At 35.8% G+C, this 24,948-nt stretch carries 18 protein-coding genes; 6 read left to right on the forward strand and 12 right to left on the reverse strand.

The features are described 5' to 3' along the window. Positions 1 to 24 precede the first annotated feature (24 nt). From SJY23_RS10305 to SJY23_RS10330, 6 genes are all read left to right on the forward strand, one after another. Positions 25 to 7,239 carry a gliding motility-associated C-terminal domain-containing protein gene (locus tag SJY23_RS10305; protein WP_396596274.1) on the forward strand — a complete coding sequence of 2,405 codons (7,215 nt, stop codon included), beginning with the start codon at positions 25 to 27 and terminating at the stop codon, positions 7,237 to 7,239. Between the two features lie 209 nt (positions 7,240 to 7,448). Beyond that, positions 7,449 to 8,393 (forward strand): type IX secretion system membrane protein PorP/SprF, encoded by a 945-nt coding sequence (locus tag SJY23_RS10310; protein WP_035337712.1) that lies wholly within the window; start codon positions 7,449 to 7,451, stop codon positions 8,391 to 8,393. A 12-nt stretch (positions 8,394 to 8,405) separates the two neighbouring features. Continuing rightward, complete coding sequence (locus SJY23_RS10315; protein WP_396596275.1) at positions 8,406 to 10,352, forward strand: OmpA family protein; 1,947 nt, start codon at positions 8,406 to 8,408, stop codon at positions 10,350 to 10,352. 82 nt (positions 10,353 to 10,434) lie between these two features. Continuing rightward, positions 10,435 to 10,953: an isopentenyl-diphosphate Delta-isomerase gene (gene idi, locus SJY23_RS10320; RefSeq protein WP_396596276.1), complete on the forward strand. Its 519-nt coding sequence runs from the start codon at positions 10,435 to 10,437 to the stop codon at positions 10,951 to 10,953. After that, complete coding sequence (locus tag SJY23_RS10325) at positions 10,950 to 11,360, forward strand: 6-pyruvoyl trahydropterin synthase family protein (RefSeq protein WP_396596277.1); 411 nt, start codon at positions 10,950 to 10,952, stop codon at positions 11,358 to 11,360. The genes idi and SJY23_RS10325 overlap by 4 nt, the downstream gene beginning before the upstream one ends. Positions 11,361 to 11,362: 2 nt before the next feature. Continuing rightward, positions 11,363 to 11,815 (forward strand): peroxiredoxin, encoded by a 453-nt coding sequence (locus SJY23_RS10330; protein ID WP_396596278.1) that lies wholly within the window; start codon positions 11,363 to 11,365, stop codon positions 11,813 to 11,815. 84 nt (positions 11,816 to 11,899) lie between these two features. Here the strand turns inward: SJY23_RS10330 and SJY23_RS10335 are convergent, their stop codons facing one another. The 12 genes from SJY23_RS10335 to SJY23_RS10390 all read right to left on the reverse strand — a co-directional run bounded on the left by SJY23_RS10335 (position 11,900) and on the right by SJY23_RS10390 (position 24,885). Then, positions 11,900 to 13,729: a cystathionine beta-synthase gene (locus SJY23_RS10335; RefSeq protein ID WP_396596279.1), complete on the reverse strand. Its 1,830-nt coding sequence runs from the start codon at positions 13,727 to 13,729 to the stop codon at positions 11,900 to 11,902. Between the two features lie 356 nt (positions 13,730 to 14,085). Further along, positions 14,086 to 15,972 (reverse strand): CocE/NonD family hydrolase, encoded by a 1,887-nt coding sequence (locus SJY23_RS10340; RefSeq protein WP_396596280.1) that lies wholly within the window; start codon positions 15,970 to 15,972, stop codon positions 14,086 to 14,088. A 132-nt stretch (positions 15,973 to 16,104) separates the two neighbouring features. Then, on the reverse strand, positions 16,105 to 17,766 hold the full coding sequence (locus tag SJY23_RS10345; protein WP_396596281.1) for a S41 family peptidase: 1,662 nt from the start codon (positions 17,764 to 17,766) through the stop codon (positions 16,105 to 16,107). Positions 17,767 to 17,846: 80 nt separating this feature from the next. Then, complete coding sequence (locus SJY23_RS10350; protein WP_396596282.1) at positions 17,847 to 18,683, reverse strand: M23 family metallopeptidase; 837 nt, start codon at positions 18,681 to 18,683, stop codon at positions 17,847 to 17,849. 89 nt (positions 18,684 to 18,772) lie between these two features. Next, positions 18,773 to 19,060: a class I SAM-dependent methyltransferase gene (locus SJY23_RS10355; RefSeq protein WP_396598116.1), complete on the reverse strand. Its 288-nt coding sequence runs from the start codon at positions 19,058 to 19,060 to the stop codon at positions 18,773 to 18,775. Positions 19,061 to 19,087: 27 nt separating this feature from the next. Next, positions 19,088 to 19,789 carry a DUF6090 family protein gene (locus SJY23_RS10360; protein WP_396596283.1) on the reverse strand — a complete coding sequence of 234 codons (702 nt, stop codon included), beginning with the start codon at positions 19,787 to 19,789 and terminating at the stop codon, positions 19,088 to 19,090. 241 nt (positions 19,790 to 20,030) lie between these two features. Further along, positions 20,031 to 20,873 carry an energy transducer TonB gene (locus SJY23_RS10365; protein WP_396596284.1) on the reverse strand — a complete coding sequence of 281 codons (843 nt, stop codon included), beginning with the start codon at positions 20,871 to 20,873 and terminating at the stop codon, positions 20,031 to 20,033. Positions 20,874 to 20,877: 4 nt separating this feature from the next. Beyond that, positions 20,878 to 21,126 (reverse strand): hypothetical protein, encoded by a 249-nt coding sequence (locus SJY23_RS10370; protein ID WP_396596285.1) that lies wholly within the window; start codon positions 21,124 to 21,126, stop codon positions 20,878 to 20,880. 116 nt (positions 21,127 to 21,242) lie between these two features. Continuing rightward, positions 21,243 to 21,485, reverse strand: coding sequence for a hypothetical protein (locus SJY23_RS10375; protein WP_396596286.1), 243 nt, complete (start codon positions 21,483 to 21,485; stop codon positions 21,243 to 21,245). A 50-nt stretch (positions 21,486 to 21,535) separates the two neighbouring features. Then, positions 21,536 to 22,255, reverse strand: coding sequence for a suppressor of fused domain protein (locus SJY23_RS10380; RefSeq protein ID WP_396596287.1), 720 nt, complete (start codon positions 22,253 to 22,255; stop codon positions 21,536 to 21,538). 34 nt (positions 22,256 to 22,289) lie between these two features. Continuing rightward, positions 22,290 to 23,777 carry a TlpA family protein disulfide reductase gene (locus SJY23_RS10385; protein WP_396596288.1) on the reverse strand — a complete coding sequence of 496 codons (1,488 nt, stop codon included), beginning with the start codon at positions 23,775 to 23,777 and terminating at the stop codon, positions 22,290 to 22,292. Positions 23,778 to 24,090: 313 nt separating this feature from the next. Next, the gene (locus SJY23_RS10390; RefSeq protein WP_396596289.1) at positions 24,091 to 24,885 is read right to left on the reverse strand and encodes a hypothetical protein; all 795 of its coding nucleotides are present in this window, start codon (positions 24,883 to 24,885) and stop codon (positions 24,091 to 24,093) included. Between the last annotated feature and the right edge of the window lie 63 nt (positions 24,886 to 24,948).

The raw sequence follows: 24,948 nt of genomic DNA on the forward strand, positions 1-24,948 counted from the left end.
TTATTTACGTAGAAAATTCATAAGATGAAGAAAATTTTAATAATAGTAATCATATTTACTTTAAGCTTAACGAGCTTTGGTCAATCTGTTTCGATTCCGGAAGCAAACATCAACCCTGCACCACTGGAGACTCTTGAGTTGAATGGAACAGGTACTGGAAGTTTTATACTTGCAGAGTCTTCTGGTCTAGAGGTTCCAGCATTAGATCCAAATACAGGATCGCCGAATGTTGTGATTGAGGTTGTATTTCAATTAGTTGAGTTAACTGACGGCGATACTAGTGCAATCACTGGAACACTATTAAATTATTTTACACCATCTTACGATGCGGTGAGTAATGTTTTGACTTTAAGTCAATATGCCACTATTGCGGGGGATGATTTTGGATCTTTGACATTCCCAATAAGTGTGATCGAAAATTCGAGTCAAGAAGATGCTAATAATGGTTTTCAAACTATTATATCTGCATCAGATGATAATACATTTGCTGGAGGAAGTGCAAGTATATTTACTTATACAGCAGATAATAATTTAAGTCTTATTAAAAGTCAGACAAGTCCTTCTGGTGTATTGAATGATGTGATTACCTATGATATTGTTGTTACAAATTCAGGGAATACAAATCTTACAGATATTGTTGTTACGGATGATAATGCCACTATAATCTCGGGGAATCCTATTGCTGAGTTAGCTCCTGGCGATAGTGTAACCGTTGTTGCAGAACATCAGATTACCCAAGCAGATGTTGATTTAGGCTATTTAGAAAATAGTGCTTCTGCCACAGGTAGTAGTCCAATTGGAGTGAATGATGTTAACGATATTTCAGATGCTGGGACAGATGTAAATGGAATAGAAATTTTAAACCCAGAAACTATTGAAACTCCAAATGGAGATGGTACTATTAATAATGATTTGACGGATGACCCTACAGTTACTGTTATAGAAAGATCTGATTTAATCGCATTAATTAAGGAAGGTACTTTTAATGATGTAAATGGCGACGGTTTCGCTCAGGCAGGAGAGACAGTAACATATAATTTTATAGTATCAAATACTGGAACGAGTACTTTAACCAACATTGTCATTACAGATGATTTGGTCGCTGTATCTGGCGGGCCAATTGATTTAGCAGTTGGTGACGTTGACACGGATACCTTTAATGCTGTTTATACTATCACGCAAGCAGATGTTGATGCTGGTGAAGTAACTAATCAAGCACTAGTAACAGCACAGAACCCTGATGGCGATGACGTAACAGATACTTCTGATGACGATAGTAATTTAGAGGATGATGATACTATCACAACTTTTCCAACAGATGAAGGAGCTATTGCATTAATAAAGGAAGGTACTTTCAATGATGTGAACGGAGACGGTTTCGCTCAAGCGGGAGAGACTGTAACGTATAACTTCACTGTAACAAACACTGGAAACGTAACTATTACAAACATTGTAATTACCGATCCAATAGTGGATGTTACTGGAGGACCAATTGATTTAGGAGTTGGTGATGTTGACACTGATGCTTTTAGCGCTGTGTATACAATTACACAATCAGATATTGATGGAGGCGGAGTAACAAATCAAGCACTTGCTACAGGACAGAATCCTGATGGCGATGACGTAACCGATACTTCAGATGACGATAGTAACCTTGAGGATGATGATACAATCACTACTTTCCCAACAGACGAAGGAGCGATTGCATTAATAAAGGAAGGTACTTTCAATGATGTAAACGGAGACGGTTTCGCTCAAGCAGGAGAGACGGTAACATATAACTTCACAGTAACAAATACTGGAAACGTAACAATTACAAATATTGTGGTTACAGATCCAATGGTTGCTGTAACTGGTGGACCTATTGATTTAGTTGCTGGTGCTTCAGATGATACGACCTTCACTGCTGTGTATACTATTACGCAAGCTGACGTTGATGGAGGCGGAGTAACAAACCAAGCACTTGCAACAGGAAAGAACCCTGATGGCGATGACGTAACCGATACTTCAGATGACGATAGTAACCTTGAGGATGATGATACAATTACAACTTTCCCAACAGACGAAGGAGCGATTGCATTAATAAAGGAAGGTACTTTCAATGATGAAAGTGGAGATGGTTTCGCGCAAGCGGGAGAGACAGTAACATATAACTTCACAGTAACAAATACTGGAAACGTAACAATCACAAATATTGTGGTTACAGATCCAATGGTTGCTGTAATTGGTGGACCTATTGATTTAGTTGCTGGCGCTTCAGATGCTACAACCTTCAATGCTGTGTATACTATTACACAAGCTGACGTTGATGGAGGCGGAGTAACAAACCAAGCACTTGCAACAGGACAGAACCCTGATGGCGATGACGTAACCGATACTTCAGATGACGATAGTAACCTTGAGGATGATGATACGATCACAACTTTCCCAACAGACGAAGGAGCGATTGCATTAATAAAGGAAGGTACTTTCAATGATGAAAGTGGAGATGGTTTCGCGCAAGCGGGAGAGACAGTAACATATAACTTCACAGTAACAAATACTGGAAACGTAACAATCACAAATATTGTGGTTACAGATCCAATGGTAACTGTAACTGGCGGACCTATTGATTTAGTTGCTGGCGCATCAGATGCTACTACCTTCAACGCTATTTATACTATCACACAAGCAGATATAGACAACGGAGGTGTAACAAACCAAGCACTTGCAACAGGACAGAATCCTGATGGTGATACTGTAACAGATACTTCTGATGATGATAGTAACCTTGAGGATGATGATACGATCACAACTTTCCCAACAGATGGTGGAGCGATTGCATTAATAAAGGAAGGTACTTTCAATGATGTGAACGGAGACGGTTTCGCGCAAGCAGGAGAGACTGTAACATATAACTTCACAGTAACAAACACTGGAAATGTAACAATTACAAATATTGTAATTACAGATCCAATGGTTGCTGTAACTGGCGGACCTATTGATTTAATTGCTGGTGCTTCAGATGCTACGACTTTCACTGCTGTGTATACTATCACACAGGCAGACGTTGATGCAGGTGGAGTAACAAACCAAGCACTTGCTACAGGGCAGAATCCTGATGGTGATACTGTAACCGATACTTCAGATGATGATAGTAACCTTGAGGATGATGATACAATTACTACTTTCCCAACAGACGAAGGAGCGATTGCATTAATAAAGGAAGGTACTTTCAATGATGTGAATGGAGATGGTTTCGCGCAAGCGGGAGAAACGGTAACATATAACTTCACAGTAACAAACACTGGAAATGTAACAATCACAAATATTGTGGTTACAGATCCAATGGTTGCTGTAACTGGCGGACCTATTGATTTAGTTGCTGGCGCTTCAGATGCTACAACCTTCAATGCTGTGTATACTATTACGCAAGCTGACGTTGATGAAGGTGGAGTAACCAATCAAGCACTTGCTACGGGACAGAATCCTGATGGCGATGACGTAACCGATACTTCAGATGATGATAGTAACCTTGAGGATGATGATACAATCACAACTTTCCCAACAGACGAAGGAGCGATTGCATTAATAAAGGAAGGTACTTTCAATGACGTGAATGGAGATGGTTTCGCTCAAGCAGGAGAGACTGTAACATATAACTTCACAGTAACAAACACTGGAAATGTAACAATCACAAATATTGTGGTTACAGATCCAATGGTAACTGTAACTGGCGGACCTATTGATTTAGTTGCTGGCGCATCAGATGCTACTACCTTCAACGCTATTTATACTATCACACAAGCAGATATCGATAACGGAGGTGTAACAAACCAAGCACTTGCAACAGGACAGAATCCTGATGGTGATACTGTAACAGATACTTCTGATGATGATAGTAACCTTGAGGATGATGATACAATCACTACTTTCCCAACAGACGAAGGGGCGATTGCATTAATCAAGATTGGAACATTTAATGATGTGAACGGAGACGGTTTCGCGCAAGCGGGAGAAACGGTAACATATAACTTCACAGTAACAAATACTGGAAATGTAACAATCACAAATATTGTGGTTACAGATCCAATGGTAACTGTAACTGGCGGACCTATTGATTTAGTTGCTGGCGCATCAGATGCTACTACCTTCAACGCTATTTATACTATCACACAAGCAGATATAGACAACGGAGGTGTAACAAACCAAGCACTTGCAACAGGACAGAATCCTGATGGTGATACTGTAACAGATACTTCTGATGATGATAGTAACCTTGAGGATGATGATACGATCACAACTTTCCCAACAGATGGTGGAGCGATTGCATTAATAAAGGAAGGTACTTTCAATGATGTGAACGGAGACGGTTTCGCGCAAGCAGGAGAGACTGTAACATATAACTTCACAGTAACAAACACTGGAAATGTAACAATTACAAATATTGTAATTACAGATCCAATGGTTGCTGTAACTGGCGGACCTATTGATTTAATTGCTGGTGCTTCAGATGCTACGACTTTCACTGCTGTGTATACTATCACACAGGCAGACGTTGATGCAGGTGGAGTAACAAACCAAGCACTTGCTACAGGGCAGAATCCTGATGGTGATACTGTAACCGATACTTCAGATGATGATAGTAACCTTGAGGATGATGATACAATTACTACTTTCCCAACAGACGAAGGAGCGATTGCATTAATAAAGGAAGGTACTTTCAATGATGTGAATGGAGATGGTTTCGCGCAAGCGGGAGAAACGGTAACATATAACTTCACAGTAACAAACACTGGAAATGTAACAATCACAAATATTGTGGTTACAGATCCAATGGTTGCTGTAACTGGCGGACCTATTGATTTAGTTGCTGGCGCATCAGATGCTACGAGCTTCAACGCTATTTATACTATCACACAAGCAGATATCGATAACGGAGGTGTAACAAATCAAGCACTAGCAACAGGACAGAATCCTGATGGTGATACTGTAACAGATACTTCTGATGATGATAGTAACCTTGAGGATGATGAAACAGTTACTACTTTCCCAACAGACGAAGGAGCGATTGCATTAATCAAGATTGGAACATTTAATGATGTGAACGGAGACGGTTTCGCTCAAGCAGGAGAGACGGTAACATATAACTTCACAGTAACAAATACTGGAAACGTAACGATTACGAATATTGTAATCACGGATCCAATGGTAACTGTAACTGGCGGACCTATTGATTTAGTTGCTGGCGCATCAGATGCTACAACCTTCAATGCTGTGTATACTATTACTCAAGCTGACGTTGATGAAGGTGGAGTAACAAACCAAGCACTTGCTACAGGGCAGAATCCTGATGGCGATGACGTAACAGATACTTCTGATGACGATAGTAACCTTGAGGATGATGAAACAGTTACTACTTTCCCAACAGACGAAGGAGCGATTGCATTAATAAAGGAAGGTACTTTCAATGATGTGAACGGAGACGGTTTCGCTCAAGCTGGAGAAACGGTAACATATAACTTCACAGTAACAAACACTGGAAATGTAACAATCACAAATATTGTGATTACAGATCCAATGGTAGCTGTAACTGGCGGACCTATTGATTTAGTTGCTGGCGCTTCAGATGCTACAACCTTCAATGCTGTGTATACTATTACTCAAGCTGACGTTGATGAAGGTGGAGTAACAAACCAAGCACTTGCTACAGGGCAGAATCCTGATGGCGATGACGTAACCGATACTTCTGATGACGATAGTAACCTTGAGGATGATGATACGATCACAACTTTCCCAACAGACGAAGGAGCGATTGCATTAATCAAGACTGGATTCTTTAATGATGAAAGTGGAGATGGTTTCGCGCAAGTAGGTGAAACTGTAACATATAACTTCACAGTAACAAACACTGGAAATGTAACAATCACAAATATTGTGATTACAGATCCAATGGTAACTGTGGCTGGTGGACCAATTGATTTAGCAGTTGGAGATGTTGACACGGATACGTTCAGCGCTGTTTATACAATTACACAAGCAGATGTGGATGCAGGTGGAGTAACAAACCAAGCACTTGCTACAGGACAGAATCCTGATGGTGATACTGTAACGGATACTTCTGATGATGATAGTAACCTTGAAGATGACATTACTGTAACAGACTTACCGCAAGGAGCTAGCATAAGTTTGATCAAAACAGGTGTATTTAATGATGTAGATGGTGACGGATTTGCACAAGTAGGCGAAACCATAACTTATAACTTCACAGTATCTAATACTGGAAATGTAACGGTGACAAACATTATTATTGAAGATCCATTAGTGATTGTATCTGGCGGACCTATCGATTTAGAGCCTGGTGAAACAGATAGCAGTACATTTGTAGCTGTTTATACTATTGTTCAAAGTGATATAGATGAAGGTTTTGTAACTAATCAAGCCATTGCAACAGGGCAAGATCCTGATGGTAATGATGTTGTTGATATTTCAGACGATAATAACAGTGTCGAAGATGATGAAACGATTACTAATCTTCCAATCGAAAGTTCAATAGCTTTAGAGAAAGTAGGAACAACTCTCGATATTGATGGTGATGGCTTAATTCAAGATGGAGAAGTAATTCAGTACACATTTACTGTGACTAATACAGGATCACTTCCACTGGATAACATTATGATAACTGACCCATTAGTAACAGTTGATGGAGGACCTATATCACTATTGCCAGGAGAGTCAGACAGCACAACATTTACAGCAACTTACATTGTAACTCCTTTTGATATAGCAAATGGATTTGTACTAAATCAAGCTATCGTAGATGCAACAAACTCAAACGGTGAAAGTGTAACAGATTTATCTGATGACCCTAACAACGATGAAAATGTTGATCCTAATATGGATGGTAACCCGGATGATCCAACACTCACTAATTTTGAAGGTGTTCTTAATATATTTGATGTTGAAGTGTTCAATGGGATCTCACCAGATGGTGATGGAGTGAATGACTTCTTCATTATTGAAGGAATAGATGCCTTCCCGGATAACAACGTTCAGATATTTAATAGATGGGGAGTTCAAGTTTTTGAACAAGATGGCTATACAAATGACCCAAGTACTGGTTTTAAAGGTATCTCTGAAGGTAGAGCTACTATTGGATCAGATGATGGATTACCAGCTGGAACGTATTATTATCTTATTACTTATCAGACACCAGACGGTCTGAAGAGAAAGAGTGGATATTTATACATTAATCGTTAATATAAATCACGCTTTCGCGAAAGCGTCATAACAACTATCATAAATAATATTTGACTTTTTGAAATTTTAATGAGATTAGGATAAAATAATCAAATTTCTAGATGAAGTACACTAAGGTAGCGTGAAACATCTTTTAAATTATTAATTATTCAAATTGAGCTATTTTTACCAAAAAGTCACTTATTATAGGTGCAACAAATAAAGTTAGAATGAAACAACTACATCTTATAGTCCTATTAATTATTACGGGTTTGAGTCTTACAGAAGTAAGTGCCCAACAAGACCCTCAGTATACACAATACATGTATAATACTGTAGCTATAAATCCGGCTTATGCAGGTAACAGAGGAGTTACCAGTATAGTAGGATTACACAGAAGTCAATGGGTAGGCCTTGAAGGGGCTCCACGTACACAAAGTTTAAGTATACATTCTCCAATAGGTGAAGGTAAAGTTGGACTAGGTTTATCAATCGTGAATGACGCACTAGGACCAGCACAAGAAACTTACATAGGAGCAGACTTTAGTTATACGATAAACACATCGAATAGTGGCAGACTAAGTTTCGGTTTAAAAGCAGGAGGACACGTTCTTGATGTTGATTTTTCAAAGCTTACACTTTTTGATGTTTCTGACCCTCGTTTTTCTCAAAGTATAGATAATAAAATCTCACCAATTATAGGTGCAGGACTTTACTACCATACGGATAGATTTTATGCTGGATTAAGCGCACCAAACCTTATTCAGACAGAACATTTCGATGAAAGTAATAATAGTAACTCAGCTAGTTTTGTGGCTGAAGAGCGTATCAATTATTACGGTATCATGGGATATACGTTTGATATTAATGATCAGCTTAAGTTTAAGCCTAGTACTTTAGTTAAACTTGTGTCTGGGGCACCGTTGCAAGTTGATATTACTGCAAACTTTTTAGTAATGGAAAAATTACATTTAGGAGCGGCTTATAGATGGAGTGCTGCTTTGAGCGGACTTGTAGGTTTCCAAGTTTCAGATAGTATGCTTATAGGTCTTGCTTATGACCGAGAAAGTACTGATTTAGGAAATACAGTCTATAATGACGGAAGTTTTGAAGTGTTTTTACGTTTTGAACTTTTCAACGAGTATGACAGAATGTTAACCCCAAGATTCTTTTAATAAAAGTCTACTATGAAATATATTACTATTGCACTCCTTTTATTAACTAGCATTGTAGGAAATGCTCAAGAAGGAAAAATAGAGAGAGGAACAAAAAATTTTAATCAGTATGATTTTGTTGATGCTCAAAAAATTTACCAAAAAGTCGCAGATAAAGGTTACGAGTCTGCAGACTTATTTAAAAGATTAGGTGATTCTTATTATCTTAATGCACGTTATGATAAAGCTGCTGTATATTTTGGTAAACTAATTAAAGAATTTCCAGAAGTAGCAGAAGCAGAAGCATACTTTAGATACGCACTTTCATTAAGAGCTACAAAAGATTACGCATTGTCGGATAGAATGATGTCTAGATTTTTTGATATCAAGGAAGATGATAAAAGAGCAGTGCTATTCAAAGAAACTCCGGATTACCTTAGGGAAATAGATTATCAAAAAGGTTCTTATGATGTTGCAATAACGACAATTAACTCTGGTTATTCTGATTTTGGCCCTATGCTATATAAGGATAAACTTATTTTTGCCTCAAATAGGGATACTGGATCTTTTACAAAGCGTATTCATAAGTGGAACGGTCAGCCTTTTTTAAACTTATATCAAGTAAGTTTAAATAAAGTAGATCAAGACGCTGGTAATAGGTATGTGGAGAAATTTAGTGCTTATTTAAATACACAATACCATGAAAGTACTCCTGTATTTACAGAAGATGGTAAAACTGTGTACTTTACCCGTAATAATTATAACAATGGGAAGTATAGAGAAGATAACGACGGAACAAATAAATTAAAACTGTACAAGGCATCACTAGTAAAAGGTAAATGGACAGATTCTCAAGAGCTTCCATTTAATAGTGATGAATACACAGTGGCACATCCAGCATTAAGCGTTGATGGTAAGCGTTTATATTTTTCATCAGATATGCCTGGTAGTTTTGGACTTTCTGATTTATGGTATGTGTCAATCAATGAAGATGATACTTATGGAACTCCTGTGAACTTAGGAAGTGACATCAACACTGAAGGTAGAGAATCATTTCCATTCATTAGCTCAGAAAATGATATTTACTTTGCCTCAGATGGTCATCCAGGTTTAGGAGGTTTAGATCTGTTTGTCACTGCTTTAGGAAAAAACGGTGAAACTGCAGAAATCTTGAACTTAGGAGAGCCAGCAAATACTTCAAAAGATGACTTTGCATTTGTAATTAATAATGAAGCAAATGTAGGTTTCTTGTCATCTAACCGTGGTAATAGAGGTATTGACGATGATATTTATATGCTTAAGCAAATAAACAAACCTTCTATTCCTTGTGATATTTTGTTATCTGGTGTTGTAACTGATAAAAATACAGGAGCATATCTTGAAGGTGCTACAGTAAGTTTATATGATACAAATAATAATCTTTTTAAATCTGTAGTGACTGGAGCATCGGCAGCTTTTGCTTTTATTCCTGATTGTGATAAAATTTTCCTTATTCGCGCAGAGAAGGAAGGATACAATACTTCTGAAAAAATGGTGACAACACCTAATGTTTCATCTGAATTAGAAGAGATATTACAACTAGAGAAAACATTAAAGCCTGTAGTTCCAGGTGATGACATTGCAAAAATATTAGACCTTAATCCTATCTACTTTAACTTTGATAAGTACGACATACGTCCTGACGCAGAGGTTGAACTTGCAAAGGTGTTAGTTTACATGGAAACATATCCTTCTGTACGTATAGACGTAAGATCTCATACAGATAGTAGAGGTAGAGATGCATATAACCTCAACCTATCACAAAATAGAAATATTTCAACTAGAGATTGGCTTATTTCAAAGGGAATAAGTGCCTCTAGATTAACTGGAAAAGGTTATGGAGAGACACAACTTGTTAACGACTGTGGTAATGGTGTACGTTGTAGCAAAGAGCAACATCAATTAAATAGACGTAGTGAATTTATAGTAGTAAGCAATTAGTACTAGAATCTCATATATTAATAATAAGAGCGCCTCAATTGAGGCGCTTTTTTTATGAGTTATTTGTATTTTTACAATGCTTATGAAAGAAGAATTAGTCATCCTTGTGGATGAAAATGACAATCAAATAGGGCTTATGCCCAAAATGGAAGCTCATGAAAAGGCTGTATTACATAGAGCTTTTTCAGTGTTTGTTTTTAACAATAAGAACGAACTTATGTTACAACAACGAGCATTACATAAATACCACAGCCCCGGTCTTTGGACAAATACCTGTTGTAGTCATCAACGTGAAGGTGAAAGCAATGTGGATGCTGGTATGCGACGTTTACAAGAGGAAATGGGATTTTCGGTCCCATTAGAAGAGACCATCTCTTTTATTTACAAAGCTCCATTTGACAATGGCCTTACAGAGCATGAACTAGATCATATTCTTATAGGTCACTCTGAGCAATCGCCAGTCATCAATGAAGATGAAGTAGGGGCTTGGAAATGGATGGATCTAGAAGATGTGAAAACTGATATCGCAAATCATCCAGAACTATATACGGAGTGGTTTAAAATCATATTTGATAAATTCTATACCCACATTAAGAGATGAGAATAACAGCACATAGAAAGGCGCATTTTAATGCTGCTCATAGATTATATAGAGAAGACTGGGACGACGCAAAAAATATGCAAATATTTGGGAAATGTAGTAATCCCAATTTCCACGGGCATAATTATGATCTCACCGTTAGTGTAAGTGGAGAAATAGACACTGAAACGGGATTTCTCATTGACTTAAAAATTCTAAAAGATATTATTAAAGCAGAGGTAGAGGATTACTTAGATCACAAAAATCTCAATCTCGAAGTTCCAGAATTTAAAAAGCTCAATCCTACTGCAGAAAATATAGCTGTTGTTATTCATAATCGTATAACAGCTGTTCTAGAAGATAAGTTTGATTTAGAAGTCACCTTATATGAGACACCGCGTAACTTTGTAACTTATAAAGGCGAATAAGTATGGCATTAAAAATAGGAGATAGAGCACCTGGTTTTACACTAAAAAATCAAGATAACGAGGCAGTTGTAGTAGACGAATTAATAGGGAAGGTACCTATGGTCATTTATTTCTACCCTAAAAATTTTACACCTGGATGTACTGCTCAGGCTTGTAGCTTTAGAGATCAATACCAAGATTTTACAGATGCAGGAGCAAAAGTATTCGGTATCAGTGCAGATAGTGTAGAGAGCCATAAACGCTTTAGAGCAAAACATAATTTGCCATTTGACACGCTTTCAGACGCCAGTAATAAGGTGCGTAAAAAATATGGTGTTAAGAATGAACTATTAGGACTGTTGCCTGGTAGAGAAACTTTCGTAATAGACGCAAGCGGAATCATAAAGATGCGTTTCAACAGTATGATGGCTGCAAGGCATATACCTAAAGCGCTTGCAGTTATTAAAGGATTGTAATGTAAATAACGTTTTCGCGAAAGCGTAATTATTTTATACCACCACAAATATAAAAGGGAGATGCTAAGCATCTCCCTTTTTATGTTATATAGATTTTACAAAATCTAAAAATACCTTTTTATGTAGATCGAGATCTAAATCTGGCGAGAGAGAAGCTCTCACGATGTAATCTTTATCACCTTCCTTTGTAGTTCCTTGTGTGGATGTCGCTGGAATTGTCCAGTAACAGCCTTTGAGCTGGCCGTAACTTACACAAAACTTACTTTCATTAGGAATCTCTGTAATCATTAAGTTAATGAGTTTAAGATTGAGAGCTCTTTTATATTGCTCTCTTTCTATATCATTGGCTCCTTTAGTTGGTAAGTCCAGAGAAAATACAGAAGGAGTAAATCCTTGTGCTGCTAGCTCTTCTGATACAAAATTAATTTTTGCATCTGGAAGTTCTTTTTCTATAAAGGTCACAAACTCACGCGTATTTACATAAGCTGCGGCTATGCGCTCGTTCATAGAAGGTAATTGTGCGGCTAGAATCTCATATTGTAAATCTGTCGCCTCGTTATCACAAAGCTCAAGGTGAAAAGAAATGCTCTTAATGAGGTCTTCTGCTTTATTATTAACTACGCAATAGCCTGCAGTACACTTACCACCACTTGGAAATTTTGATCCGCTGGCATAAGAAATAGTGCGCACGGTAGATAGTATCTTATCTTCTCCTAAGAAATGAACATTAGGGCAAAACGTTTGGTCAAGAATAAAAACAGGGTCTATTGCCGTTGCTCCAGTAGGGGTAGTGCGTTTTTTACTAAGCGCCTCTTTTAGTTGTAAAAGATCTGGAACTTCTACTCTTGGGTTCGTTGGTATTTCTGCAATAATATAGGGTACTGCGTCCTCTGCAGCTATTTTGGTAAGCACACTGTCTACGCTTTGCACCATATCATTATCACCATCTACCGGTAGATCTACTACTTCTACATTATCAAGGCAAGCAGCAACACGTCTAGCCTGATCATTTGTACCTCCATAACAGTTAGGAGGGACAATAAATTTAATCGCCTTTCCAGGGTGTTTATTGATAGCATCGTCTACTAATCCCATCATGATAGCATATTGTATAGAAAGTCCGCTAGAAGCCACTAGAGGCTCTGTGTCGGTTCCATTTACTTCTTTGATGAGTTCATGTACACGCGCTTTGTCTTTTGCTACATCACCTGCTGTGTAATCTATAGGAGCATTATTTACTAATGATTTTAATGCTACCAAAGAATTTGATGGCGTCATGGCGATAGTCTCTCTTCTGCGCACATGTTGGATATCTGAAATATAGTGTGCGTTCTTCTCACCATTTATAACGAGTAGACTCCCTATATTTTCATATACACTTACGTGAAAATCAACACTGTTTGCTATAGGTTCTGCCTTTATTTGGTCCTCTTGCGAGAGATAAACAGTACTCCCGTCAAAAGCCGAAATATCTTCTGGGCCGTCCACTTGATTAAGTTCAAAGTGGTATCCGTAAACTTTTCTCAAGGCTTCTGCATCAAAAATAGCAGGAAGTTTTCCCGTATAGTTGATTTGTGTCTTTTTACCGTCTAATAAATTCTTTCTCAGCACGGCAAGTACTGGAACGGTAATAGAGTCAAAGCTAATAACACTATCTGCTTCAAGGTCTAGTAATCTCGCAACGCTCCATTCTAGAATACTAGAAAGTGGGTGGCCTAACCTTATGTAATCATAAGCTGTAGGAAGATTTGCTAGAGCAACAGTAGTTGCATTTTTCTCGTTGTATAAAGCTTCAAATTCATCTAAAAACTCTGATTTTGCAAGCTGTTCATTATAAATATCCAATCGATGGGTGGTGAGACCTATCCAGTCGTTGGGCATATTATCGAGTACTTCTTTGATGTAGTGTAACATTTATAAGTTTTAAAAGTGTGTCTTCATCACATAAAGACACCTTGAATATTAATTTTTTAAAGGATAATTTTAGACGCTTTTATCAGCTATTCCTAACAGTAAATACTCTCAAATAGTACTTATTTCAATTAGTGTAAATGTGGCTAATTACAAGTAATGTAAACCATTAATTTACTTAAAAATTCACGTAAAGTATGAGCAGATAAAACGATTTTACAAAAGTATGCGAGTCGCTTGCAATAGCAAAGACTCGCACTGTGAATTATTATTTTTTAATGAAGGTTTAACAATGAAATGGCAGAGCTAGTAAATAGTCAAGCTATTGTACATTGAAAACTTATGGTGATGATTGTTATCTAATTTTTGATTATCGGCAGTTCGATAGATGATGCGTGTACCGCAGAGTGATGGATCTTATTATGCGCTACAATACCTTCTTTTTCATCATAATTATTTCCTCCTGTATTTAGATTGCGAGCAAAACGTGGGAAGTTACTGCTTGAGATTTCTACACGAATACGATGTCCCTTTTTGAAATAGTTACTAGTAGACATTGGTGTGAGGTCTAGTTTGTACACCTCGCCCTCCTTCATAAATACCTCTTTGTCATATCCTTCTCGGTATCTTGCACGCTGTATCGTTTCATCCAGATTGTAAGCTGTACCGTCTGGATAAACATCAATTAGTTTGATAGTAAAGTCGGTGTCTTTTACATCAGATGATACGTATAAGGTGCTATTTATAAAACCAGATACTTCTACACCTTCCTCTAGCGGATCTGTGGTATACACTAAGATATCGTTTCTAGTTTCCATTTGTTGTTGATCAAAAGCACCACCTTGAACGGCGTTGCCTGTACAACATACATTACCACCATAAGAAGGAACTGGTTGCATTGGGTCATAAGTAAAGCCGTCTGCATTATCTGCAGTAGCTTTAGTTGTAGATAATGTTCCGTCTCCAAAACGGCTATTGGCATTTCCATTACTCTTTAAATAATAGGTGGTAGGTTTTGCTTTTTTAGGTGGCCAGGTTTCGGCAGCTTGCCACTTATTGCTACCCATTGTGTAGTACTGAACCCTAGGTGTTTTTTCTTTGAAATCATTCTTTTCGCCCTTGAGCCATAAATCAAACCAGCCATAAATCTGCTCTTCATAATTGAGTGTTGCATCACCTACGCTGCGCTCTCCCACAATTGTATTTTCGGTTGCTCTTGTGTATGCACAGTGTAGGGTAGGAGCAATCACGAGATATTGATTATCTCTTACAGTGGCATCCTTAGTATTATTTCTAACGTGATTAAATAGTGCTAGGTTAGGAGTGATAGAAACATCATACCAAGAGGCAAACCAGAAACTAGGGACACCAATATCTTTGTTGTCATGATAGATTCCTCCTTCAAACCATGCTTTGTCGTTAGGTTTACGACGTATCATTTTGTCAAAAATCTCGTTCTTACCGTTGATGTTTTTTAATATATCTTGAATAGGTAAGTGCTTCAAAGCCTCTGCCATATCCACTGGCGGATTTTCTGGTGCTAAATCATAAAATCGTGAAATTCTAATTAAATCCTCTTGTGTCGCTCCTGCGGGAATACGAGGTTTAAATTTATCATGTTCCACACCATATAACCAGGAGAAAAAGAGCATTTGCTCAACACCACCGCGATACCAATTTCCTTGCTCTTGAATATCGCCTATTCTCCCTACGCCAGCTCCATAGCCTTGCGGTACCATAGCTGCATGTGAAGGATGGTCTAATGCTGCAACCGCCATTTGCCACTCTGCAGTAGAGGAGCAGCCAAGTGTGCCAATCTTTCCGTTAGACCAGGATTGATTTTTCATCCATGTAAATGCATCATATCCATCTGTGAGCGGTACTCCTAGAATATCCCATTCGCCTTCAGAGTAGTATCTTCCTCTTTCATTTTGAACCACGTAAGCATATCCTCTTTTTACAGCTTCTAGCGCTCTTTGTGCTGTTCTTGTTCTTTGTTTTCCATCACCCCAAGAATTAAAATTATAAGGAGTTCGCGAGAAAATTATAGGCACCTTACCGCTCGTCTTTGGTCTATAAATATCAGTAGCGAGGCGTATGCCATCACGCATAGGCATCATGACCTTTTGATCTACAATAGCTATTCGTTCAAGTTCGGCGAGTACATCGTTTTGTGCGTAAAGGGTGTCGCTCGATATCATAGACATCGCAAGCGCAAGAAATAGAAAAAACGTAATTTTCTTCATCGTATAGGGATATTAGATTGTAATAAGTATTACAATAATTAATCAATAAATATGATTCTAAATATACAATGAATTTATTGGGGCTGATAATTTTTGTGGCAACAAGTGTTTAGTTTTGAGGGTGGTAAGGTGTCACTCCTCCCTAATTAAACCTATTGCTTCCTTAATAAATAGTTCATTATCATAGTGTAGCGCACTCTCTTTTATCTCATGATCTAGTCGTAATCCTTTACGTTGCACACCTTCATCATTTGGATAGAAAGCACCCACTGCTGTAAAATCAATTTTAGTACCGTCCATGAGTGGTACTTCATTTCTATTCATAACCGCACCAAAGGTTTTCTCACCTATGGTAATACAGTTAGGTGATGCTTGGATAGCCATTCCCATCCATTCTGCCATGCTTGCCGTTGTTCTATCTACTAGCAATACTACTTTTCCTTTAAAGTAGTTCTTATTTTTCTTTCCCGCTTTAAATGGGTCCATGATAAAACTTGTCGCCGCATTTGCTCCATAGTTTCCATAAGCAGGTTTTACGGCGGTTAGCGTTTTTAAAAATCTCGTTCTCTCTGGATACAGGTACTTTGCGATATCTGCAGTACTTATATTTTTTGGGTAGTTACGTAGATCTATGATGACACCTTTAAATAGCTCAAAATCGTGAAAAGCTGCTTTCAGTTGGTTTTTATCAATCTTATTTAGATTTATATATCCAATCTTATCACTTATTTCTTTCCAATCCTCACTTTCAGTAGGTTTTAAGCGTTCATACTTTTGGTAGGGATATGCTAAAGGGCTTAGTTGGATATACTGTTCTCTGTTTTGACCATTTGTTTTTAAAATACTAACAAGAACCGAATCTTTAGTCGATGCCAGTAAATAGGTTTTTTCAATAGCGCGCCTTAGATGGTTCTTGTTTGAGGCACTTATTACATTAGAAAATTTAGTGTTGTAATAGGTTTCAAGTTTAACGCCATCCACGGCATAAATTACGTCGCCTTTAGTTAATGAGTCTTCTTGAAATATCTTTGTATTGTACACAGATGTAATCACTAAGGAATCATTAATGATTCTCCCGCCAAAGTTCGGGAACTTATCTAATGAATTTAGCGTGAAGCTATATTGATAATTGGAATGCGAATCGTTGAGCTTGCTAAATAAATGCTCCTTGGCTTTTTCAAAATTCTCCTTTCCTTCAGCGCTAAAAGCTGGTATTAGTTTGCTAAGAGTTTGTTCCCACGATGTATCTGTTAGGTATACATTCACATTCCAGTAATTCATCGTATTCCAGAACGAAGCAAGAAAGAGTAGCCTATGTGCATTATTAGTGTAATCAAAATCTGCTAGGGCACCATCATTACTAAAATCAATAGAACTGTTTAGTTTTTTAATATCAGCATAATGACTTTTATAGTTGGTGTTATTTTTTAAGTCACTAAGTAGCTGCGATAGCTGAACGCTATAACCAGACTCAAGAACCCACTTGAAATTATAGTTTTTGGTAAAAAGCTCTTGTTCAAAGTCCTCTTTTATGTCAAAATCTGAGGTGCCATAACTTTCTATCCAAGCAATCATTTCCTTGTCAAAAGCTTCTCTTGTCTTTAGTGAGGTCAGTTTTTGATATTCCTGAATAAATTCTGTATTGACGTTATAGGCGCCGTTACTTATATCTGGGTGGTAATATTTTAGTAAGCCCCAGATTTTAATAAAATGCTCCTCTTTTTCATGTTCATCTATTTGACTAAATGAACTGGTAAGATGTAAGCAGACTAGGAGAACTAAAATATGTTTCATGAAGGTATTAATTGTTTCAGGCACGCTTTCGCGAAAGCGTAATTACTCAAACCGTATCAAGTAAATGGGTAGACATTTTTCTATTCATTGTAATTTCTGACTACATCACCTTTTTTTAATGTACTTGCGTCTACGGCATTGTCAAATGTATACTCGGTAGATATGAGACCATTAGTTTCAGATGGAATTCTAACATTAAAATGTAGATGCTCAACGGTGGTGAAACCTGTCATTCCACTAATAGCGATGGGTTGCCCTTTCTCCACATAATCACCAAGCTCAACGATTGCTCCTTCATAGTTTAAGTGTACATATTGAGAGTACAAACCACTGTCAGGATGGTAAACGGTTAGGTAATTACTTCTATCATTGTCCCTCCATTGCTGGCTTGTACCATGATCTTTGTATTTCTCAATCAAGGCTACCACATATCCATCATCTACACTTACGATGGTATCCCCTATGCTTAGATCGAAATCAATAGCATACTTACTCGTGATTTTATTATGAGAAAAGCTGTTGTTAAAGCCTTGTATGATTTTGTATTGTTTGCCCTTTGGAAATGGTAATCCTATGCTGCTTTTATTAATTTTACGCTGTAAATCTCCATATTCAATGCTGTATTTTGGTTTTACAGTAGATTCTACATCAGGATAATGAATCTTAATGATGGTGTCTTGCTGTTTTCTCAAGGTTACATGCCCGAATAGTGTTGCTAGGTCAGGATACGTAGCATCTTTAACAAGCCTGACGCTTATGGGACACATAAGAGGGTTCTTTAATTGAAAAGATATGGTGTCATTTTCATACGCATCTTTAAAGCTTAATTTAGCAGAGTGCTCCAATTTAGGGAAATTGTCTAGGCTATTGCAAGCTGCAAGGCAAACGATAGATAGTAAAAGAATAAGTTTTTTCATATATTTTTAATCTGTTTAAAACTTGGAGAGAACACTTAGAATTCCAATGTTTTGATACTCTTTTTAATTCTGTTCTTAATTACATAAGGTTATTTTTTTACACCTTTAATTCCGCTGGCGCAACCGAAAAAATATTCAATATACTCAACTTCAAAATTGGCTTTATTAAAAATACCATATACATTTTTAGAGTTCCCGAATTCTTGAGTGTAAATACCTAGTATCTTGTAGGTCTCAGGACTTCCTAAAAATACTTTCCCTAAAATCGGAATAATATTCTTTAAGTAAAACATATAAAAAGGTTTTAAAATTCTGATTTTCGGTACAGAAACATCAATCAATGAGAACTTTCCGCTTGGCTTTAGAATCCGGTCAATTTCATTGTCCTATTTATTTACAATTTATTAGCTATTATTTTTCGTACTTATTTGTTGTTGTATTCCAAGTATTTTATTCTCAATTTCGCCATAAAACCCTAATATGAATTCTCTATTTGTTTGTATTTTCCATAAATACGAGAGTAAAATCTTCTTTTTATCTTCTGTTATTTTTAATGGTAAATTGATTCCTGAAATTTTACCATTATCATCAAAATTAAAGTTTGGCGCTAATTCATTATTTATCTCTTTAAAATAGCTTTCTTGAAATTGCATTTCTGAGTATTCTTCTTCTAATTTTTGTAAAGTATTATAGTTGTATTCATATAATGATATAATTTGAAGTCTTAAACTGTCATTGTTTATTAGCTCCAAACCTTGTGACTTTAAAGTTTCGTAACCTGCTACATTCTGAATAGACACGAAATCTCTAGTCAAAATAAAGTAATTAGATACTATGGAGTCTTTATCAATTCTTTTCCCAGAGATTAAATCTCCGAAATATTTGCAAGCTGAAATCCCCATCTGATGCCCCATTTTATTTAGTTTTATATCATCTAAATCTTTCTTTAATCCATTAGAAATTTCAATTAATATTTTATTCCCAGAATTATCATCTCTTCTATTTTCATTCCAATTATTCAAAGCAAAAGCTGAAATTACGGCTATGAATATTGATAAGAATTCAAATCCTCGATTCTTCCAGTTTGTGGTTTTTTTTCTCTTCACAAAGTTTTTTTTAATTATAGTCAACGGTCTCCTTTAAGAAAAGTAGCACTTTAAACAATACTATCATTTCAGGTTAAACTCAACCCTAATTCCTTCACTTCAATTTTTTACTTGCTCTATATGTTCATATTCAGAGGATAGTTGTATTCCGTATATCATCTTCATATACCAAATAGGAAGCAATTCATTTTCAATTCGTTTTTTGTCTACACTTTTAATAAATTTTAACTCCAATGCATTATCAATGCTTAAAAGTAAGCGGTATTTGAAATTTTGTTTTAACACCCTTACCATTCCGGGTTGCTGGATTCCACTTAGGTAATTGTTCAAGTCGGCGGATTGCTTTTTTTTCAAAATTTAAACTAGTACTATTTAGAGGCTCAAAATCAGTCAATTTTCCATTTTCATCTACCACAAAGCTGATGGTGATTTTTTTATCTATTCCTAGTAGTTGAGCAAAACTTGGGTATTTAAAATTTTTAGCAATCTGTTTGTAAAAAGACTGTAGCCCTGATTTTGGGTATGCCTTTGTATCCGTTTTGATATAAATAGTATCATTTCTTGATTCTCTTACAATGAAGCCCTCAATTTCTAATGAATCTTTATAAATTCTAACGATCTTTTCATTCTTCTTCTCGGAGTCACATTTAAAAGTTCCAGTGCCATTGGTTAGAAAAGGTTTTTGATTATTCCAGAGCTGTATTTGCTTTGTTTGTTCTCCTACAAGAAATTGTTCAGACATTTTATGTCCATCTTTACTGTAATATATTACGGTTCCCTCTCTGTTTTCTGTTTTTAGTTTGGGATTTCTGTCATATTGATTTGTTGTATTAAAATAAATGAATTCCTCAAGGTTATAGAGGTTTGTAAACCCGTAAAATTTCCCTGTTCTAAAGAGGCCGTGCTTGTTGTAATCCTTTATTTCAATAATACTATCTGTAGTTATGTATTCTCTTTTGTTAGTGCTTTTTAGATCGTCAGTTCTATAGTGAAACACTCTATCAAAATGAACAGTTTCTTGACTGTAGCTTTTATTTATAGTTGCTACTAGGAGGATGATGAAGATTAGGATATTGTTTTTCATATGTTTATTTCATTGATTCTTTTAACCATTCTTCAAAAGCTGATTTATCTTTTAAATGAGTTTCTGATAAATCTGGATTGTCCAAGTCTAATACATGTAGAGGATAATCAGCTTCACTAAATTTCCTAATAGACGCTATTGTATTATTCCAAGAATTATTCGTCCAAGGTTTGTCACCGCCAAAGTCCCATTTTGGGAGTGTGATTGAATTATTAATGATTGATGTTTTTAATCTATACCCTTTTAAATACATTAACTACAATTTCTTATTATTTCACACAATGGTCTCCTTTAAGAATAGCATCACTTTAAACAATACTAACTTTCCAGATTAAACTCAACCCTAATCCTCAAATTTTAATAGGTATACTATTCTCGTGTTTGTAATTCTGCCTTTATGTTCTTGTATTTTTTATCCAAAAATATAATCCCTAAAACCATTGCGATAGTAATTAGTGAGAAAGAAGAATCAATTCCATCATCATTCATGATCCAATTGTAAACAAAAAAAACAGCGGCAATTATGGTAAGTGTAGATAGCACTTGCATGATTTTTTTGGTGCTATTGAGTTTAGTTTGTAGCGCTTCTGTAGGTTTGTTTTTTAATTTCATCGATTTATCTTTTTTCCTTTTTAGTAACATTGATTTAAAAGTTATCCTCCCTAAAACAACCCAAAAAGCTTTTTTCTTTTGGCAGTATTAGGCCTGTTTAATTCTAATATATCTGTCACGGCGTGCTTGTCAAAACCGTCAAAAAGCGCTTCTACGCCTTTTTTAATCTTTACATTAACTTCATCGGTATATAGCGGTATTAATGAGTAAAAGTCAATGGTTTTGTTTGCCAACTTTAGTGAATGGAAATCTTCCTTAAAAACAATAGTTGGTAAGAGTACCATGGTGTTAAGCTGTGTGTTTGGAGCAAAAGGCTCGGCGGGTTTGCCATTGGGAATGGTGTGCCCGTAACCAACCCAGGTGTTGTATTCGTGAGGGAATCTAGCTATTTGTTTTAACCATCTAATAGGCCAGTAGTTGTTTTCATCCTTAAAGTCTTCTTCAGAGATTTTCCAGGATGCCGGTAGACAAATACTTATTTCTGCATAATCGCAATTTATAACATCGTCTGGTGTATTCATTGCCTTATCACTCATGCCAGAAGTAACGAGTGTATGAAATGGTCTTTCTTCTGTAGGCCTTACCCAGTGTATATCAATGTGAACTTGATTTGATACAAGTTCGTGAAATACCATATGAATCTCTCCAATATGTTTTTCAATATGATCTGATATATCATCTATATGATCTCCTCCTGTAGCTAACTCAAAATCATTTCTATTGGATTCTGTGTAACGATAAATAGGCGCACCTGATTCAGATTTTTCCATATTGTTTGGGGTTGTTTTTTAGCTCAGTTCTTTGTTAGGCATCGTTATTATTCGCAACGAGGTTTTTATCTATCAGTTTGTTTATTTCGTCAAAATTGCTTGGATAGGCTCCAAAACGAACTTTATCACCAATTTGTCCGTTGGATTTTATTATTTGATGATGTGGAAATCCATGAACTCCAAAATATTTTTCGAAAAAGGCTAATTGGTTTTTCGTAAGTAAATGATGTTGGCCTTTGAGTTTAAATTCATCTATTGTTTTTTCCCATTCCTCATTTTCCATATAAACTCCATAAAAAATGAATTCAACTTCTTGTTCATTAGTTGTTGCCATTAAATCGTTGAAGTTGGGAAGTTCTTGCATACAAGGCGCACAATTTTTAAACCAAAAGTCGTGATAAATAACTTTCCCTTTTGCATTATTATAAAGTGATAAAAGTTCCATCTTTTCACTTTCTGTTATGTCGTAATTTTTAATAAGAGTTATTATATCTAATTTCTCATTTTTTTCTAGTGACTTCACTTGGTTTAATAAATCATCGTTTACATAACTTGCCAGACTATCTTTATAAGTCTCTGGCACTTTATTATTCTTGCGATATAAATAAGCCATCAATAATTCACGCTCATCATTTTTCGGACGCTTTTTAAGCATATTAAATGCGATTGGAAAATTTGACAGGCTATCGTTTTTTAATTGTTCTCTTTTATCTGAATACTTGTCTGCTATATTGCTCATTATCCTATAATCTGTAGATAATGTTTTTAAATAGTTCAGGTATGATTGATAAGTTAATTCATCATTCATATTTGGATTGATTTCTTGAATGAAATTGAAATAATCATTTTCATCGTCAATTTCTTTATTGAATGTTCCATAAAATGGATATAAACTCAAATCATTTCCCGCACGATATCTGATTTGTGATGTACTCCAATCGATAAAAGTTTTGTCATTGATATTCTTTTCCTTTACAAATGAGTCAAATGTTGCTAACTGTTCCTGCATTTCAGAAACTCGTTTGTTTTTATAGTCCATATCAACAGACTTTCCGTCATTGCTAAATCCGTCAGGTGCTTGTGTAATCAAGCTGTCTATATAAGAGATATGGGCAAGAATAAGGTTGTTCGTAACTTCATTTACGCCTGAAGTTATCTTAAAACCATTGAATTTAGATTGCCAATCAGTCAGTTCTGCTATCGTTAATTCTGCATTTAATTCTTCATTAGGTGAAACGATGAGACTAAATTCTCTATTCTCGTAATTAAATACTAACTCTCGTTTTTTCTCATTGATGAAGTTATACGAAACCGTTCCGCTATCAGATATTTTCAGCTGTTGTTCAATAGGATTAATTCCGTTTTCAATTTTCAAGTCAATAAAGCTTTTATGCTCGCTTGGATCATAATCTCTAAAATTCAAATTAACTTCGGTGTAATTTTTAACACGGTTTTCTGTTTCCTTTTCTTTGCAAGAAGTCAAAAAAATGAATAAAATCAGAAGGGAAAATAATGTTCTCATAGTTTATTTAATAATGCACAACGTTCTCGTGTATGAAAAGTAGCGCTGGTAATATGCGGTCTGTTTTTGGATTGAACACAACCCTAATTACTTACCCAATGCTTTTATGAAACGCTCTTCGTTTATTATTATATCTCGGAATAAAACATGAGGAAATTCAATGTATTTTAATTCCTTAAATGCTTGGGTTATATGCTGTATGATCTCCTCCAGTAGCTAACTCAAAATCATTTCTGCTGGATCTTGTATAACGATAAACAGGCGCACCTGATGCAGAATTCTCCATATTGTTTGAGGTTGTTTTTTGATTTAGTTATTTGTAGGTGGTAGGTGGTAGGTGGTTTTTGTCAAAATTTTCTATTTGCCAGCCATTTTCTTTTATTTCACTCATTTTAATTCGCTCATTATTTATGTAAAAAATATCTTTCAAATACATCAAATCTTTTTTTGAAATATTTCGATACAATAAAATATTTTGTTTTAAAGAGAAAATGATTATTTGAATGGATTTGCTATCATTAACCCAGTTCGATTGAAAGTCATGGAAACATTTATGAAGTTTATTAAAAATACCAGTTCCTCTATCATTGCAAATAGTACCAATATTTGTGTTTTCTAACAGGTGTATAAAAGCTCCATCTTGTTTCTCTTTAATAAGTTTTAGGATGTCCTTGCCGGTATTTTTTATTCCAGAATTTCGATGCTTAAATTCTATATTTAGAATTCGTTTATAGACTTCAGCATCTCTTTCGAAAATACACATGTCTAATGATGCAGATTGGCCAGTTTTAATTGCAGAAATATCTTCGTAGGTTTTGCCAAAATAAAATTTACCAATTGTAGGAGTTTCTATTGAGTAATAGAATGTGGGATGTAGTTTTACAAACTCTTCGATAAATAGTAACCTAAGTTCTTGTTCTGAAATCCTATTTATGTATTTAGTTGAATTTACTTGAATCTTCTGAGGAAAAATAAGTTGTTCTTCGGAAAAATTATTGTGTCTCTCGTTGCCTAAAGCCGACAATCTCCTCAATACTAATTTACTTATTTGAAAAATATCAATTAAAGGTAAACTACTTTTGTATGTTCCGTTTAATTTAGCTTTCATATATTTTTTTAGATTTTTAAATAACAATTTCTTGCAAGAAAAATAACATGAACTTTCAAAAAT

The organism is Dokdonia sp. R86516 (assembly GCF_044596715.1).
Classification (GTDB): Bacteria; Bacteroidota; Bacteroidia; order Flavobacteriales; family Flavobacteriaceae; genus Dokdonia.

What these genes read in the sequence shown, in the direction of transcription:
- SJY23_RS10335 (WP_396596279.1), bottom strand. Translation starts at nt 13,729, where the DNA reads ATGTTACACTACATCAAAGAAGTACTCGATAATATGCCCAACGACTGG.
- idi (WP_396596276.1), top strand. Translation starts at nt 10,435, where the DNA reads ATGAAAGAAGAATTAGTCATCCTTGTGGATGAAAATGACAATCAAATA.
- SJY23_RS10345 (WP_396596281.1), bottom strand. Translation starts at nt 17,766, where the DNA reads ATGAAACATATTTTAGTTCTCCTAGTCTGCTTACATCTTACCAGTTCA.
- SJY23_RS10305 (WP_396596274.1), top strand. Translation starts at nt 25, where the DNA reads ATGAAGAAAATTTTAATAATAGTAATCATATTTACTTTAAGCTTAACG.
- SJY23_RS10380 (WP_396596287.1), bottom strand. Translation starts at nt 22,255, where the DNA reads ATGGAAAAATCTGAATCAGGTGCGCCTATTTATCGTTACACAGAATCC.
- SJY23_RS10390 (WP_396596289.1), bottom strand. Translation starts at nt 24,885, where the DNA reads ATGAAAGCTAAATTAAACGGAACATACAAAAGTAGTTTACCTTTAATT.
- SJY23_RS10315 (WP_396596275.1), top strand. Translation starts at nt 8,406, where the DNA reads ATGAAATATATTACTATTGCACTCCTTTTATTAACTAGCATTGTAGGA.
- SJY23_RS10365 (WP_396596284.1), bottom strand. Translation starts at nt 20,873, where the DNA reads ATGAAAAACAATATCCTAATCTTCATCATCCTCCTAGTAGCAACTATA.
- SJY23_RS10385 (WP_396596288.1), bottom strand. Translation starts at nt 23,777, where the DNA reads ATGAGAACATTATTTTCCCTTCTGATTTTATTCATTTTTTTGACTTCT.
- SJY23_RS10325 (WP_396596277.1), top strand. Translation starts at nt 10,950, where the DNA reads ATGAGAATAACAGCACATAGAAAGGCGCATTTTAATGCTGCTCATAGA.
- SJY23_RS10370 (WP_396596285.1), bottom strand. Translation starts at nt 21,126, where the DNA reads ATGTATTTAAAAGGGTATAGATTAAAAACATCAATCATTAATAATTCA.
- SJY23_RS10375 (WP_396596286.1), bottom strand. Translation starts at nt 21,485, where the DNA reads ATGAAATTAAAAAACAAACCTACAGAAGCGCTACAAACTAAACTCAAT.
- SJY23_RS10350 (WP_396596282.1), bottom strand. Translation starts at nt 18,683, where the DNA reads ATGAAAAAACTTATTCTTTTACTATCTATCGTTTGCCTTGCAGCTTGC.
- SJY23_RS10330 (WP_396596278.1), top strand. Translation starts at nt 11,363, where the DNA reads ATGGCATTAAAAATAGGAGATAGAGCACCTGGTTTTACACTAAAAAAT.
- SJY23_RS10340 (WP_396596280.1), bottom strand. Translation starts at nt 15,972, where the DNA reads ATGAAGAAAATTACGTTTTTTCTATTTCTTGCGCTTGCGATGTCTATG.
- SJY23_RS10310 (WP_035337712.1), top strand. Translation starts at nt 7,449, where the DNA reads ATGAAACAACTACATCTTATAGTCCTATTAATTATTACGGGTTTGAGT.